17 protein-coding genes and 1 pseudogene are annotated in these 15,069 nt (G+C 70.4%); 12 read left to right on the forward strand and 6 right to left on the reverse strand.

Annotated elements, in window-relative coordinates; genetic code table 11:
* Positions 1-121: 121 nt before the first annotated feature.
* The gene (locus tag A3CE_RS0111120; RefSeq protein ID WP_020640160.1) at positions 122-439 is read left to right on the forward strand and encodes a hypothetical protein; all 318 of its coding nucleotides are present in this window, start codon (positions 122-124) and stop codon (positions 437-439) included.
* Positions 440-476: 37 nt separating this feature from the next.
* Here the strand turns inward: A3CE_RS0111120 and A3CE_RS56420 are convergent, their stop codons facing one another.
* Positions 477-962, reverse strand: coding sequence for a hypothetical protein (locus A3CE_RS56420; protein ID WP_169523885.1), 486 nt, complete (start codon positions 960-962; stop codon positions 477-479).
* Between the two features lie 86 nt (positions 963-1,048).
* On the opposite strand from A3CE_RS56420, the gene A3CE_RS50835 reads away from it, so the two are divergent.
* Positions 1,049-1,300, forward strand: a complete 252-nt coding sequence (locus A3CE_RS50835) for a 2OG-Fe dioxygenase family protein (protein WP_020640161.1) — start codon at positions 1,049-1,051, stop codon at positions 1,298-1,300.
* A 52-nt stretch (positions 1,301-1,352) separates the two neighbouring features.
* On the opposite strand, the gene A3CE_RS0111130 is transcribed toward A3CE_RS50835, so the two are convergent.
* A complete protein-coding gene (locus A3CE_RS0111130; RefSeq protein ID WP_020640162.1) occupies positions 1,353-1,730 on the reverse strand; it encodes an STAS domain-containing protein in 378 nt (125 codons plus the stop codon).
* 174 nt (positions 1,731-1,904) lie between these two features.
* Between A3CE_RS0111130 and msrA the strand changes: the two genes are divergently transcribed.
* The 5 genes from msrA to A3CE_RS0111155 all read left to right on the forward strand — a co-directional run bounded on the left by msrA (position 1,905) and on the right by A3CE_RS0111155 (position 7,458).
* A complete protein-coding gene (gene msrA / locus A3CE_RS0111135; RefSeq protein WP_020640163.1) occupies positions 1,905-2,420 on the forward strand; it encodes a peptide-methionine (S)-S-oxide reductase MsrA in 516 nt (171 codons plus the stop codon).
* Between the two features lie 320 nt (positions 2,421-2,740).
* Positions 2,741-5,017 carry a M4 family metallopeptidase gene (locus A3CE_RS0111140; protein WP_026468368.1) on the forward strand — a complete coding sequence of 759 codons (2,277 nt, stop codon included), beginning with the start codon at positions 2,741-2,743 and terminating at the stop codon, positions 5,015-5,017.
* A gap of 74 nt (positions 5,018-5,091) precedes the next feature.
* A complete protein-coding gene (locus A3CE_RS0111145) occupies positions 5,092-5,601 on the forward strand; it encodes an OsmC family protein (RefSeq protein WP_020640165.1) in 510 nt (169 codons plus the stop codon).
* 79 nt (positions 5,602-5,680) lie between these two features.
* Entirely contained in the window at positions 5,681-6,658 is a 978-nt protein-coding gene (locus A3CE_RS0111150) for a daunorubicin resistance protein DrrA family ABC transporter ATP-binding protein (RefSeq protein ID WP_020640166.1), read from the forward strand.
* A complete protein-coding gene (locus A3CE_RS0111155; protein ID WP_020640167.1) occupies positions 6,655-7,458 on the forward strand; it encodes an ABC transporter permease in 804 nt (267 codons plus the stop codon). The genes A3CE_RS0111150 and A3CE_RS0111155 overlap by 4 nt, the downstream gene beginning before the upstream one ends.
* An 82-nt stretch (positions 7,459-7,540) precedes the next feature.
* Here A3CE_RS0111155 and A3CE_RS0111160 read toward each other — a convergent pair whose 3' ends face one another.
* Entirely contained in the window at positions 7,541-7,957 is a 417-nt protein-coding gene (locus tag A3CE_RS0111160) for a nitroreductase/quinone reductase family protein (RefSeq protein WP_026468369.1), read from the reverse strand.
* A 2-nt stretch (positions 7,958-7,959) separates the two neighbouring features.
* Positions 7,960-8,502, reverse strand: coding sequence for a DUF6069 family protein (locus A3CE_RS0111165; RefSeq protein WP_020640169.1), 543 nt, complete (start codon positions 8,500-8,502; stop codon positions 7,960-7,962).
* A 105-nt stretch (positions 8,503-8,607) separates the two neighbouring features.
* Between A3CE_RS0111165 and A3CE_RS50840 the strand changes: the two are divergent.
* From A3CE_RS50840 to A3CE_RS0111185, 4 genes and pseudogenes are all read left to right on the forward strand, one after another.
* A pseudogene (locus A3CE_RS50840) lies at positions 8,608-9,574 on the forward strand (SDR family NAD(P)-dependent oxidoreductase).
* A 48-nt stretch (positions 9,575-9,622) separates the two neighbouring features.
* A complete protein-coding gene (locus A3CE_RS0111175; protein ID WP_245589491.1) occupies positions 9,623-11,344 on the forward strand; it encodes a serine/threonine-protein kinase in 1,722 nt (573 codons plus the stop codon).
* A 246-nt stretch (positions 11,345-11,590) separates the two neighbouring features.
* A complete protein-coding gene (locus A3CE_RS0111180) occupies positions 11,591-11,899 on the forward strand; it encodes a hypothetical protein (protein ID WP_020640172.1) in 309 nt (102 codons plus the stop codon).
* 133 nt (positions 11,900-12,032) lie between these two features.
* Positions 12,033-13,241 carry a glycosyltransferase gene (locus A3CE_RS0111185; protein WP_020640173.1) on the forward strand — a complete coding sequence of 403 codons (1,209 nt, stop codon included), beginning with the start codon at positions 12,033-12,035 and terminating at the stop codon, positions 13,239-13,241.
* A gap of 117 nt (positions 13,242-13,358) precedes the next feature.
* On the opposite strand, the gene A3CE_RS0111190 is transcribed toward A3CE_RS0111185, so the two are convergent.
* Both A3CE_RS0111190 and A3CE_RS59275 read right to left on the reverse strand, forming a co-directional pair.
* Positions 13,359-13,580, reverse strand: coding sequence for an SIR2 family NAD-dependent protein deacylase (locus tag A3CE_RS0111190; protein WP_020640174.1), 222 nt, complete (start codon positions 13,578-13,580; stop codon positions 13,359-13,361).
* Between the two features lie 26 nt (positions 13,581-13,606).
* Positions 13,607-13,741: a hypothetical protein gene (locus tag A3CE_RS59275; RefSeq protein WP_020640175.1), complete on the reverse strand. Its 135-nt coding sequence runs from the start codon at positions 13,739-13,741 to the stop codon at positions 13,607-13,609.
* A gap of 420 nt (positions 13,742-14,161) precedes the next feature.
* On the opposite strand from A3CE_RS59275, the gene A3CE_RS0111200 reads away from it, so the two are divergent.
* Complete coding sequence (locus tag A3CE_RS0111200; RefSeq protein ID WP_020640176.1) at positions 14,162-15,034, forward strand: alkaline phosphatase family protein; 873 nt, start codon at positions 14,162-14,164, stop codon at positions 15,032-15,034.
* Positions 15,035-15,069 lie beyond the last annotated feature (35 nt).

The raw sequence follows: 15,069 nt of genomic DNA on the forward strand, positions 1-15,069 counted from the left end.
TCTGCTCCCTCCGGACATCGGCTGTGCGCACCCGAGAATTCCGGACCGCACCGCCCCGCTCCACGGCCGAATTACCCACTGGTCCCGGCAGGACTGCCCACACCGGCGCTACAGTCGGGTGATGAGCGAACCCCACGGCGACCCGGACGTGGTCGACGGCGAGATCGTCGACGAGACACCGACCGCCGCACTGGCGATCCCGTCGCCGCCACTGCCGCAATCGCTGCCGGATCCGGACTACAGCGAGGGCGGCGTGCCGAGCTTCGACTTCGTCCGCGACAAGATCGAGAACCGCTACACGACGTCGCTCGGCTCGGTCGACGTCGCCGGCCTCGGCACCGAGAACACGGCCGAGACCCTCGACAAGAAGATCGCCGACCGCGACCAGGCGGCCAAGGACCGGCTGGCCGAGATCCGCCGCTCGATGCGCGGCGAGTGACCTGAACCCCTACGAGCTGTGAACACGGTTCACCAACTCAAGGGTCGGCCGTTCGCCGCCTCGCTCGCGCCACCGACCGCGGACATGTCGAACCCGGGCAGTCCCAGCCGCCGCAGGCCCGCATGGTGTGCGTTCCCAGGGCGCTCAAAATGACATCTTTTTCTATCATCCCAAAAGCCAACAACACTCCCAGGTAATCGAAGAAGTAGCATACCGCGTACACACTGCCACGATATTTTCCCGAAAGATGATCAATTCCTCCCTCCTCGGAAGGTTCCTCACCGATCCCGGCGAAAACCTTGGCCAGGTGGTCACCGAACTCCACCGAGCGGACTTGCTGGAAGACTTCGGTCGTCACGCGAAGCGAATTGGCTTTCAGCAAGGAAACACCGTTCCGACGAGTCACCCAGATCGCCGCCCCCACAGCGCCGATCGACACCAGCAGAGATATCCACGAGACAAGAAGATTCGCTACGCCGTTCGAGACAAGAGGGCGCCGGCGCCGATGCACCTTCTCCCGCACACGTACTTCACCGCGGACGTCCTGCGCCGCTACCCCGCCGACATCCCCGTCGACCGCGAGCGAGCCCGTGACGTCGTCGAATACGCGTGGAATGGCGACGTCCCGACACTCACCGAGCACCCCGAGATCGCACCGGCGCGGAGACGGCGCTGTTCCGCGCCGACGACCCGGACACGCCCGTCCACACGCAGCGGCTGGAACCCGGGCAGCTCATCGTTTTCGAGGACGCCCGGTTCGCGCACACCGCCGGCCCGCTGATCGCCCCACCCGGCCGTCGCGCACACCGTGAGGCGCTCGTGGGCACAGTGGACTATCCGCAAACCTACGGGCTCGGCTGAACGTGACAGCGTCCTCGCGCTCCTCGAAAAGGTCCCCGGTCGCCGTCGCGAGCTAGCACGCCAGCCACCGCACCTCCACGGGCTGGTACGCGGCGACCGTCGCCAGGCGGTCCGGGAAGACCGGCACGTGGTCGCCGAGGCCGGCGTGGCGGACCACCCGGTCGACGCCGGTGCCGGGCGGGGCGACCAGGCAGCCCGGGAGGCCGCGGGCGCGGCAGTGCCCGAACGCCTCGAGCAGGCCGCGGGCGCCGCGCTCGGAGAGGAAGTCCAGCCGGCCGAGGTCGATCACCAGCCGCCGGGGACACGGCAGTTCGCAGACGGCGGTCTCGAGCACCGTCGCCCAGCGCAGCACCGTCGTGATGCCCGGCTCGCCGCACACCTCGAGGACCAGCACTCCGCCGGACTGTTCCGAGGCGATTCCGTAGCGCATCGCGCCTCCTGGAGCCGTCCCGTCCCGGGACCATCGTGCCACGCCGGACCGCGCGAAGCGATGGCGAAACCGGGGCGCCGGACGTCAGGCTTCCGTAATCCCCGCGTGGAATCATCGAGGGCCGGAAGCAGTTGTAACGGGCAGTAGCACCGCACGAGGAGAAGGAGTGACGCCGTGACCACGTCAACCGAAAGGGCCGTCCTGGCCGGCGGTTGCTTCTGGGGCATGCAGGAGCTGTTCCGCCGTCAGCCCGGGGTGATCTCGACCCGGGTCGGTTACAGCGGCGGCGACGTCCCGAACGCCACCTACCGCAACCACGGCACGCACGCCGAGGCCATCGAGGTGGTCTACGACCCCACGCGGACGACGTTCCGCGACCTGCTCGAGTTCTTCTTCCAGGTGCACGACCCGACCACGAAGGACCGGCAGGGCAACGACATCGGCCTGAGCTACCGCTCGGCGATCTTCTTCGAGAACGACGAACAGAAGCGGGTCGCCGAGGACACGATCGCCGACGTCGAGGCGTCGGGGCTGTGGCCGGGCAAGGTCGTCACCGAAGTCACCCCCGTGGGTGACTTCTGGGAAGCCGAGCCGGAGCACCAGGACTACCTGCAGCGCATCCCGAACGGGTACACGTGCCACTTCGTGCGCCCGGGCTGGAAGCTCCCGAAGCGCGAGAAGACCGCCTGACCCTCAGTACCACCGAAGGCCCCTTCGCCGGTTTGCGGCGAAGGGGCCTTCGTCGTTTCGGACGCAACGAAGATCGACCGAACGGCGGTGATCCCGCTCGAGTCCTGAGTGGACGGTCAGCAAGCGGATCCCAATAGGGGCAAATGTCCTTTTTGGGAAGTATTGCGAATTCCCCATAAGTCCGTACGTTCGTCGCTTGTTCACGAGCCTTCGGCACCGGATCCTGATTTTCGCTAAGCCGCACCGTTTTTCCCCATCGTCCCCGTTCTCGGCCCGGCCTGTCACCGGGCCGGTTCGCCCTGCCCGGAGGAGATCCTTCGATGCAACTGAGACGTCCACTCGTCTTGGCCGCGAGCGGCGCGCTGATCGCCGCGATGTGCACGACCACCACCGCCCAGGCCCAGCCCGCCACCCCGAACGCCGTCCCGGACGCCCAGACCCTGGCCGCGACCGCGGCGGCCGGTCTCGTGGCGAGCAGGCCCGCCGCGCTGCACGCCGGCACCGACGATGTTTTCGTGGCCCAGAAAGCGATTTCCGCGAGCAACGGGCTGAAGTACATCCCCTACGAGCGCACCTACAAGGGCCTGTCCGTGGTGGGCGGCGACTTCGTGGTGGCGACCAACTCGACGGGCCAGGTGCTCGGCACCTCCGTCGCCCAGGACCAGACCATCGACCTCGCCTCGACCACCCCGAGTGTGTCGAAGGCCGCGGCCGAGGCGACCGCGCGGCAGCAGCTGTCCGCCGTGGACAGCGTGAGCCCCGCCCAGCAGGTCGTCTTCGCGCTCGGCACGCCGAAACTCGCGTGGAAGAGCACCGTCATCGGCCGGGACGCCGAGGGGCCGAGCAAGCTCGACGTCGTCGTCGACGCGGCCACCGGAAAGGTGCTGCACACCCAGGAACACGTCCTGCACGGCGACGGCACCAGCGCGTGGAACGGGCCGAACCCGGTCCACCTGGACACCACGCACTCGGGCAGCACGTACTCCTTGAAGGACCCCACCATCACCAACACGTCCTGCCAGGACGCGGCCAACAACACCACGTTCAGCGGGCCGGACGACCTGTGGGGCAACGGCACCGCCAGCAACCGCGAGACCGGCTGCGTCGACGCCCTGTTCGCCGCGCAGACCGAGAACAAGATGCTCTCGCAGTGGCTGGGCCGCAACGGCTTCGACGGCAACGGCGGCGGCTGGCCGATCCGCGTCGGCCTGAACGACCAGAACGCCTACTACGACGGCAGCCAGGTCCAGATCGGCAAGAACACCGCCGGCGGCTGGATCGGCTCGATCGACGTCGTCGCCCACGAGCACGGGCACGGCATCGACGACCACACCCCGGGCGGCATCTCGGGCAACGGCACGCAGGAGTTCGTCGCGGACGTCTTCGGCGCCTCGACCGAGTGGTTCGCGAACGAGCCGTCGCCGTACGACGTGCCGGACTTCCTGGTCGGCGAGCAGGTCAACCTCGTCGGCTCCGGCCCGATCCGCAACATGTACAACCCGTCGGCGCTGGGCGACAAGAACTGCTACGACAGCTCGGTCCCCAACGGTGAGGTGCACGCGGCCGCCGGCCCCGGCAACCACTGGTTCTACCTGCTGGCCGAAGGCACCAACCCGGCCAACGGGCAGCCGACCAGCACCACGTGCAACAACACCACGATCACCGGCCTCGGTGTCCAGAACGCGGTGAAGATCTTCTACAACGCGATGCTGCTCAAGACCTCCGGCAGCTCGTACCTGAAGTACCGCACCTGGACGCTGACCGCGGCGAAGAACCTCTTCCCGGGCAGCTGCACCGAGTTCAACACGGTCAAGGCGGCGTGGGACGCGATCAGCGTGCCGGCGCAGTCGGGTGACCCGACGTGCTCGGCGACCGGCACGGTCACCGTGTCCAACCCGGGCAACCAGTCGACCGTGACCGGCGCTTCGGTCAGCCTGCCGCTGTCGGCCTCGGGCGGCACCGCGCCGTACACCTGGTCCGCCACCGGCCTGCCGGCCGGGCTGTCGATCAACGCCTCCACCGGCACGATCTCGGGCACCGCGACCACCGCGGGCACCTCGAACGTCACGGTGACGGCGAAGGACGCGGCTGCCAAGACCGGCACGGCGTCGTTCACGTGGACCGTCGGCACCACCGGCGGCTGCACCGGCCAGAAGATCGTCAACGGCGGCTTCGAATCCGGCAGCGGCAGCTGGACGGGCACCACCGGCAGCATCGGCCAGTGGAGCTCTCAGGGTGAGGCCGCGCACGGCGGCACCTACTCGTCCTGGCTCGACGGCTACGGCTCCACGCACACCGAGTCGATCGCGCAGTCGGTGAGCATCCCGGCGGGCTGCCACGCCAGCCTGACGTTCTACCTGCACATCGACACCGCGGAAACGACCACCACCACCGCCTACGACAAGCTGACCGTCACCAACGGCAGCACGACGCTGGGCAGCTACTCCAACCTGAACAAGGCGTCCGGGTACGCGCTCAAGACCATCGACGTCTCGTCGGCGGCCGGCGGCACCCTGGCGCTGAACTTCACCGGCACCGAAGACAGCTCGCTGCAGACCTCGTTCGTCATCGACGACGTGGCCGTCACCCTGAGCTGAAGCTGAACCGTTGAGGCGGGGAGACCGGGCGACCGGTCTCCCCGTTTCTTCGTTTTCCGGAGCAGAATCGGCGCATGGATGCCGAAACGCTGCGCGCGACCCAAACGCCGTTGAAGGAGCAGTATCGGGAGCGGCCCGAAACCGCACTCGTCACGCTGCACGCCGACGCCGAACTCGACGGGCTCGGCATCTCCTGCAAGGTCGAGACCGGCCGTGCGGTCGTCGAAGCCGGGCTGCACCCGGCGACCGGCGGCGACGGCACTCTCGCCTGTTCGGGTGACATGCTGCTCGAAGCGCTCGTCGCGTGCGCCGGCGTGACGCTGCGGGCGGTGGCGACGTCACTGGGCCTGGAAGTGCGTGGCGGCCGGGTCCGCGCCGAAGGCGACCTCGACTTCCGCGGCACCCTCGCCGTCGCGAAGGACGCGCCGGTCGGCTTCCGCGCGATCCGGCTTTCCTTCGAGCTGGACACCGACGCCGCCGAAGAGCAGCTCGCCACACTCAAGAAACTGACCGAGCGCTACTGCGTCGTGTTCCAGACACTGCGGACGCCACCGGAGGTCGCCGTCACGCTTTCAGCGAACTGACGCGGCTCAGGGATAAACCCGGAAGACAAACCGGACGCCGTGGCCTAGCTTGTCGGGTGTCATCGGAAGGGGAGCCGACATGCCGCAGCCGGAACCGGACGTCGCCGTCCACGTACGCGGGCTCGTGAAGACCTACGGATCCACCCGCGCGCTCGACGGTGTCGACCTCGACATCCCGGCCGGGCGGGTACTCGGCCTGCTCGGCCCGAACGGCGCCGGGAAGACCACCACCGTCCGCATCCTGACGACGCTGCTGCGGCCGGATTCCGGGTCGGCGCGCGTCGCGGGGTACGACGTGCTCGCCGAGCCGGACCAGGTGCGGCGCCGGATCGGGCTGTCCGGCCAGTACGCGGCCGTCGACGAGAACCTCACCGGGTTCGAGAACCTCTACATGGTCGGGCGGCTCTACGGCAGGCGGAAGGCCGCGGCGCGGTCGCGGGCCAGGGAGCTGCTCGCGCGGTTCCAGCTCGAGGAGGCCGCCGACCGGCCCGCGAAGGGGTACTCCGGCGGCATGCGACGGCGTCTCGACCTGGCCGGCGCGCTGGTCGCCGAGCCGACCGTCGTCGTGCTCGACGAGCCCACCACCGGCCTCGACCCGGGTGGGCGGCTCGACACCTGGGAGGTCATCAAGGAGCTCGTCGCCGACGGCACGACCGTGCTGCTGACCACCCAGTACCTCGAAGAGGCCGACCAGCTCGCCGACTCGATCGTGGTGATCGACCACGGCCGGGTGATCGCCCGCGGCACCGCCGACGAGCTCAAGGCCCAAACCGGCGGCGAGCGCCTGGAGCTGGTCGTCGCCTCGGCCGCCGACCTGCCGGCCACCCTGGAGGTGCTGCGCGAGGTCGGCACCGGCGAGCCGTCCGGCGACGACCACACGCGCCGCGCCGAGATCCTCGTCGACACCGGCCCGAAAGCGCTCATCGAGGCGCTGCGCCGGCTCGACGGCCAGGGCATCACGGTCCAGGACGTCGGGCTGCACCGGCCCACGCTCGACGACGTCTTCCTGTCCCTGACCGGCCACGGCGCCGAGTCCACCGAGGAGGCTGCGAAGTGAACGCGTTCGCGAAGGGCATCTCGGACGGCAGCGTCGTCACGTGGCGCAACCTGATGAACGTCCGCCGCAACCCGGACTGGCTGATGGCGGCGACCCTGCAGCCGATCATGTTCGTGCTGCTGTTCGCCTACGTCTTCGGCAACGCGATCGGCGGCGAAGCGGGCGGCGCGGCCTACCGCGAGTTCCTCATCGCCGGGATCTTCGCCCAGACGGTGGCGTTCAACTCGGCGTTCACCGTCATCGGCTTCGCCAACGACCTGCAGAAGGGCATCATCGACCGGTTCCGCTCGCTGCCGATGTCCCGGATCGCGGTGGTCCTCGGCCGCACGACGTCGGACCTGGTCGTCAGCGTCGTGGCGCTGATCGTGATGTCGTTGTGCGGGCTGCTCGTCGGCTGGCGGATCCGCGGCAGCTTCGCGGACGCGGTGCTCGGCTACCTGGTGATGCTGATGTTCGCCTGGGCGCTGTCGTGGGTCGGCGCGCTGATCGGCCTCGCGGCGCGCAGTGTCGAGGTCGCCCAGAGCGCCGGGCTGATCTGGATGTTCCCGCTGAGCTTCATCTCCTCGGCGTTCGTCCCGACCCAGACGCTGCCGCCGTTCCTCAAGGCGATCGCGGACTGGAACCCGTTCACCGCGGTGATCAACGCGACGCGTGACCTGTTCGGCAACCGGTTCGGGGCGCCGCCGACGGGCTGGCCGGCGGAGAACGCGGCGCTGTACGCGATCCTGTGCTGCCTGGCGATCATCGCGATCTTCGCCCCGCTCGCCACGGCCCGCTACCGCCGCGTGGCGAGCAAGTAGCACACCACCAGCTCGGGTCCGTGAATGGCACATTGAGGGACTCTAAGTCCCTCAATGTGCCATTCACGGACCCGGGAACGCGTCAGTCCTCTTCGGACAGTTCCACGATCGGGATCACGCGTTTGGCTTGGCGCGCTTTGGCCAGGTGGTCGGCCAGGAACGGGTAGTGCTCCTCCAGCTCCGTCCACGTCCGCACGTAGTCCGCGCCCAGCAGCGGCAATGCCTCGGCCTCGAACTTCCGGTCGGCCACCTCCACGGTGACCCGCGGATCGGCCTCGAGGTTCAGGTACCAGTCCGGGTGCTTCGGCGCGCCGATGTTCGAGGCCACCACCAGCAGCCGGTCGCCGTCGCGGTGGACCATCATCGGGACCGTGCGCGGCTCGCCCGTGGTCCGGCCCGTCGTGGTGAGCAGCACCAGCCGCTCCCGGTGCATGCCGTCCACCTCGCCGCCCGCGCGGAACTGCTCGATCACCCGGCGGTTGGTCTCCTGGACGTCCATGGTCACCGGTCGTAGTAACGCGTCGGCGGGTCCTGCTGTTGCGGGTACTGCCGGGTCGGCGGCGGCGCGGTGTTCTGCCGGCTGCGACGGCGGTGCAGCGTCCGGGCGCTGGCCGCCATGCTGTTCACGACCGCGGCGATGACCAGCCCGATCACCAGGTTGATCACGGCCGTCGCGATCTTCGCGCTCGGCGCGACCGTGAGGGTCAGCGGCAGCACCACCGCGATGAGTGTGACGAGCACCATGATCCAGCCGAAGAACTGGGACGGCGCCGGCGTGGCGACGCTGAGCAGGTGCATCAGCCCGGTGGCGAGCAGGGCCACCGCGGCGGCGACCAGCGCGTACGTCGTGGTGCTCGCGTTGCCCCAGACGCCCTCGCCTTTTGGGGCGAGCACTTCGACCTCGAAGATCCCGCGGGCGATCAGCAGCCCGACCACCGCGAGCAGGGCCGCGACCACCGCCGTCGCCACGCCGCCCGCCCACAGCCGGCGCGCGTCGATCCCCGGGCGGACGTCCGGGGGCTGGTTCCCGTAATAGTCGGCCATCAGAGCCTTCCCTAGGTCGGCTGCGCCTCTCCCCCCGATTGTCCCCCGTTTCGGCCCCGGCCGCGATTTGCGCTGGAGTGCACTCCAGCTCGTAACGTCGGGGACATGACTTCCGCACAGCACAAGATCGGCTCGGGTTTCGGCGCCACCACCACGGCCGCCGAAGCCGTCGCGGGCATCGACCTCACCGGCAAGCTCGCCGTCGTCACCGGCGGCTACTCCGGGATCGGCCTCGAAACCACCCGCGCGCTCATCGGCGCCGGCGCCCACGTCGTCGTCCCGGCCCGCCGCCGCGCGACGGCCGAAGAAGCGCTGGCCGGCCTCGAGAACGTCGAGGTGGACGAGCTGGACCTCGGTGACCTCGAAAGTGTCCGCGCCTTCGCCGAGCGCTTCCTGGCGACCGGACGGCGGATCGACCTCCTCATCGCCAACGCGGGCATCATGGCCCTGCCCCGAAACCCGCGTGGGCCCGGGCTGGGAGGCCCAGTTCGCCACCAACCACCTCGGCCACTTCGCGCTGGTGAACCGGCTGTGGCCGGCGGTCGCCGACGGTGCGCGCGTGGTTTCGCTGTCCTCACGCGGCCACCACTACGCACCGATCCGCTGGGACGACGTCCAGTTCGAGAACGGCTACGAAAAGTGGCAGGCCTACGGACAGGCCAAGACCGCCAACGCGCTCTTCGCCGTCCGCCTGGACGAACTCGGCGCCGAAAAGGGCGTCCACGCGTTCGCGCTGCACCCCGGCGGCATCATGACGCCGCTGCAGCGGCACCTGCCGCGGGAGGAAATGATCGAACGCGGCTGGATCGACGAAGCCGGGAACTACCTGGTGGAGTTCAAGACCCCCGAGCAGGGCGCCGCGACCACGGTCTGGGCGGCGACGTCGCCGCAGCTGGCCGGGCTCGGCGGGCTGTACCTGGAGGACTGTGACGTCGCCGAGCTCGCGCCGGCCGACGCCGAGGGCCTCGCCGCCTCCGGTGTCCGCCGGTACGCCGTCGACCGCGAGGAGGCCGCGCGCCTGTGGACACTGTCGGCGCAGCTCACCGGCGTGGACGCGTTCGCCGGGCGGTGATCGCGCCCTGGATGTCACATCGTTGGGTGTCCGGACGATACTCTTTTCGTGATCTTCCGACGTTTGCCGTTCACGGGGCCGGGGTACTTGGCGCCCGTGGCCGACGAAGCCGGTAGAACGGAGCGCCCGCCGACGGACGACGTCACCTGCGGGCGCTACGCCTTGGGCGAGTTCACGATCACGCCGCGCCGGGCCCTCGACGACGAGCGGCCGCCCGGGTTGCTGGCCGGGCGGTACGAGGTCGGGCGCCTGATCGGCAGCGGCGCCACGGCCCGCGTCTACCGGGCTTTCGACGTGCGGCTCGCCCGCGAGGTCGCCGTCAAGATCTACGACCGGGACGCGGTGGCCCTCGACCAGCGCCGCCGGCTGCGCGAGATGACCATCCAGGGCAGCATCAGCCACCCCGGCGTGGTGGCGCTGCTCGACAGCGGCACCGAAAGCGGCCGGACCTACCTGGTCATGCAGCTCGTCGAGGGCGAGAACGTGGCGGAGCGGCTGCTCGGCGGGCCGATGCCGCTGGCGGAGGTGACGGCGCTGGCCGGCGGGCTCGCCGAGGCGCTGGCCCACGTGCACGCGCTGCGGGTCGTGCACCGGGACCTGAAGCCCGCCAACGTGTTCCTGTCCGCGGACGGTCCCCTGATCGGCGACTTCGGCATCGCGCACGCCCTCGACGCCACCCACATCACCGGCACGGGCCTGATCCCGGGCACCGCCGCCTACCTGGCGCCGGAGCAGGTTTCCGGCGAGCCGGCGGGCCCGCCCGCGGACGTCTACGCCCTCGGCCTGATCCTGCTGGAGTGCCTGACCGGCGAACGGGAGTACCCGGGCACGATGGTCGAGGCGGCCATGGCGCGGCTGACCCGCCCGCCCCGGATCCCGGAGGACGTGCCCCCGTCCCTCGCGCACGCCCTGCGCCGGATGACGCAACGGGAACCCGCCGATCGGCCCACCGCCGCGGAAGTGGCCGGGCTGCTCGACTCGCCGCCGCCGGACGCACCCGAGCTTCGCCCGGTGTGGCGTCGCCAGGCCGCCGATGGCGCGCTTCCCCCCGACCCGGCAGCGGCAGCCGGCGCCGCACTCCCTCGCGACCTGGCAGCCGCCGACACCGCATTCCGTCACGACCCGGCAGCCGCACCCAACACCGCACACCCCCGCGATCCGGCAGCCGCCGGCGTCGCACACCCCCGCGACCCGGCGAACGGCCCGGGCGCCGCGCTGCCCGGTGACCGGGCAGCCGCCGCCAACAGCGCGCACCCCCGCCACCCCGCAGCCGGCGTCCCCTCGAGCCCCAGTCCCATGCCCCGCGGCGGGCTCGCCGCGGACCGGGCGCACGACCACGCTCCGGCGACGAAAACGTTTGCGGTCCCCGGCCCGGCAGGCTCCCTCGCAGCGCCCGCCGGCAATCCGGCACGCCGCCGGCTCGCCGCCGCTGCCGGGTTGACCGCCGCCGCGGTCGCCGTCGTTTCCGCGATGCTGCTGGTCGAGCAGGAAACCGGGACCGGCACCCCGGCCCAGCCTCCGGCGGCGAACTCGCCGGCGGCCACTTCCCCGCCTTCGTCGTCCGCTCCCCCTGCCGAATCCGGGAACCCGGCGCCGCGAACCGGGTCCGTGAACGTCGTGCCGCAACCGCGCGGGAGTGCCTCGGCTTCGCCGGAACCCGTCGCGGTGACGCACGAAACCCCGTCGTCGCCGGAACAGACGTCGAAGACGGGCAAGCCCGAGAAGACCGAGCCGCCCGGCAAGGGCAAAGGCAAGGGCCACGACTCCTGAACCCGTGAGTGGGGACCTCCGGCGGGCGGATCCGGGTCCAACGGCCCTGGTGCGGGAAAACTCTCCGAAATAGGCGCGGACGCACATTCATTCGATTTCGTGAATTCGGCCTCGAAGCAATAACGAGCGGTAACCGGAGCCCGGTTCGGCCCGACACACTCCACGTGCCGTCCGCGCCTCTTCGGCGCCGGCGCCGCCGCCGGGAATCCCGTCCCGGGCGGTCCGACGACATTTCCGGAGGTCTGGATGAGTGTCCACGCTGCCCTCGCGCGGCCGATCGGCACATCGCGCGGCAGGCACGCCAAGCCCCGTCCCGCGTGGCCGCGGGTCGCCGGCCGGGCAGTCTTCCTGCTTTCCGCACTGATCGCGGGCGTGGCGGTCGTCGGCGCCGGGTGGCCGCCGGTGCTGCTCGTGGTGCCCGCCGCCGCGCTCCTGCTGGTCGTCGCGAGCGCCGCGAAACTGCGGACCGCGGCCGGAAAGATCGACAGCATCTTCGCGGACGAACTGACCGGGCGGGACGCAGTTCCCGAAGCCGCCGAGCGCGTCGCGAGCTGAGCAGCGGACGTCGCCGATCCCCTGAGGTTCCCTCTCCCCACTTAAAGATATAGCCGACCCCGGGACTTGTGGCAAGACCCCGGTGCGGGTCCACAATGCGGGCTCACCATTTTCCGGGCGAGGGGATTCCTTGATGCGTGTGCTGCTGTCCACGATCGGCTCGAGGGGCGAGGTGCAGCCGGTGGTGGCGCTGGCGTCGGAGCTGCGGGCGCTGGGTCAGGACGTCCGCGTGTGCGTGCCGCCGGACTTCCGCGAATGGCTCGACGACCTCGGGTTCGACGTCGTACCCATCGGTCCCGAGCTGCGCCGGTTCGGCTCGGCGAGCCGGGTCCGCCCCAGCGCCGAAGAACTGCGAAAGTCGGCCGAAGACACCGTGTCGACCCAGTTCGAGACGGTCACGGTAGCGGCCGAGGGCTGCGATGTCGTCGTGGCGGCCGGGGCGCTGCAGTTCGCCGCCCGTTCGGTCGCCGAACGGGCGGGCGCCGGTTATGTCTACGCGAGCTTCTGCCCCATCACGCTCCCGTCGGACCGCCACGCGCCGCCGCCGATGCCGTGGCGGTCACCGGGGACGACCGACAACCGGGCCCTGTGGCAGGAGGACGCGCACCGCTGGAACCAGCTGTTCGGCGGCCGGGTCAACGCGTGCCGCGCGGCGAACGGGCTGGCACCGGTGGACGATCTCCAGAGCCACGTCTTCGGCGGCCGGCCCTGGCTCGCCGCCGACGCGGCGCTGGCCCCGTGGCCCGATCAGGATGACCCGGACGTGATCCGGACGGGTGCCTGGATCTGGCCGGACGAGCGGCCGCTGCCACCCGATCTGGTGGAGTTCCTCGACACGGGCGAGCCGCCGCTGTACTTCGGGTTCGGCAGCATGCACGCCCCGGCAGAGGTCGCCGAAGTGATGCTCGCGTCGGCGCGGGCCCACGGACGGCGGGCGATCATCGCGCGCGGGTGGGCGGACCTCGCGGCGGCGGACGGGCACCCGGACTGCTTCGGCATCGGCGAAATCAACCAGCAGCAGCTGTTCAAGCACGTCGCGGCGGTCGTCCACCACGGCGGCGCGGGCACGACGACGACCGCGGCCGGCGCCGGCGCACCGCAGGTGGTGGTACCGCAGATGTACGACCAGCACTACTTCGCGAGCCGGGTCCGCGACCTGGGCATCGGCGCGGCGACCGAGCCGGGCGTGCCGACGGCCGAAGCGCTGACGGCGGCGCTGGAGGTCGCACTGCGGCCGGAGGTGGCGGCCCGCGCGCGGGCGTTCGCGGCCAAGGTCCGGCCGGACGGGGCGAGCGTCGCCGCCCGTCACCTGCTGGCCACGGCGCCGCTGACGTCCGCCTGAGGCGCCGGGGCGCTGTTCGCCGATGTGGTGAACGGCGCCCCGGCAACGCGAGTTACCTGGCCGGGTCCGGTTCGTCGGGCCGCAGGTCCAGCCAGTCGCCGTCGCGGGCTTCGCGGATCATCGGGTCACGGCGGCGCAGAGTTCCGGGACGGTGGCCTCGATGTCGTCCCGGAGCACGAAAGCGGCGTCCTCGTCGTACGGTGTCGGGTCGCGGTCGACGATCACCAGCGTCGCTCCGGCGCGCGCCGGTTCCACCTCCAGCGAACTGCCGATGGCCAGGAACAGCCCGCCGGCCGCCGCGATGTTCCGGGCGTGCCCGATGACCTCGCCGTCCGGCATCTGTCCAAACAGGACGACGTCGAGCTTCAGGATCCCGCGGTAGCCGGGATCCCGGCGGCGGTGGAGATGCCCGCGCCGGTCAGCGCGGCGATCCGCTTGGCGCCGCGGATCCGGTCGATGAGCTTGCCGTCCATGGTGGCGGAGGCCAACGGCTCACCCACGGCCGCACCACGGGATTACCGGGCCCGCAGCCGCAACGCCAACGCGGGACACGCCGCTGCCGGCCTCCGCCGCCGGCCAGGTGGGGAGGCAGGATGACCACCCAAGACCCCGTGTCGTCCCTCCAATCACGCGTGTCGTCCCTCCAATCACGCGTGCTGCCCCTTCAATCACACGAGATGCCCGTCCCGTCACCCGGATCAGCCGGTTCGTCGGCGGAGGCAGCCCCGTTCACCTGCCCTCCGACCGGCCATTGTGGACACCTACCAAAGAAGGTTGACAGCGGGCAGCCATTCACCCACTCTTTCCGTTGTCCGCGGGAGGTTTCCTGGTGTTCACGAGCCGGACCACGACACGGCACGCACCGGCCCCCTGCCCTGGGCACCATGAGGCGTCCCCATCCCGCCCACGCTGGAGGACCCATGATCCGCAAGCGGATCTTCGCCGCCTTCACCGCCGCCCTGGTCACCGCCGGTGCGGTCACCGCCGCCGTCGTCACCGGAACGGACGAGTCCACCGCGATCCAGCCGACCGCTTCGACCGTGCCGGCGTTCGACCACATCGTCCTGGTGATGTTCGAGAACAAGAAGTACTCCTCGATCAACGGCAGTTCCAGCGCCCCCTACTTCAACTCCCTCGCCTCGCAGAGCGCGAAGTTCACGAACTCCTTCGCGATCACCCACCCGAGCCAGCCCAACTACGTCGCCCTCTTCTCCGGCGCGACGCAGGGCGTCACCGACGACAGCTGCCCGGCCAACCTCGGCGCGAAGGCCAACCTCGGCCGGCAGCTGATCGACGCCGGCAAGACCTTCACGGGCTACTCCGAGGCCATGCCGTCGGACGGCTACACCGGCTGCTCCAGCGGCACCTACCGGCGCAAGCACAACAGCTGGGTCGACTTCTCGAACGTCCCGGCGGCGAGCAACCTCCGCTACTCGAGCTTCCCCGGCGACTTCACCCAGCTGCCGACCGTTTCGTTCGTTACGCCCGATATGTGCAACGACATGCACGACTGCAGCATCGGCACCGGCGACACCTGGCTGAAGAACCACCTCGACGCCTACGCCCAGTGGGCCAAGACGCACAACAGCCTGCTGATCGTCACCTTCGACGAGGACAGCGGCACGTCGGTCAACCAGATCTTCACGACGTTCACCGGTGCGGGAGTCAAGGTCGGCAGCTACAGCGAGTCGATCAACCACTACACCGTGCTGCGCACGATCGAGGCGTCCTACGGCCTGCCGGGCATCGGCGGCGCCGCGAGCAAGTCGCCGATCCTCGACGCCTGGCAGTAACCACGTGTACCTGTCCACCATCGGCCGCCGAGAGC

Origin of the sequence: Amycolatopsis balhimycina FH 1894 (assembly GCF_000384295.1) — a bacterium.
GTDB lineage: Bacteria > Actinomycetota > Actinomycetes > Mycobacteriales > Pseudonocardiaceae > Amycolatopsis > Amycolatopsis balhimycina.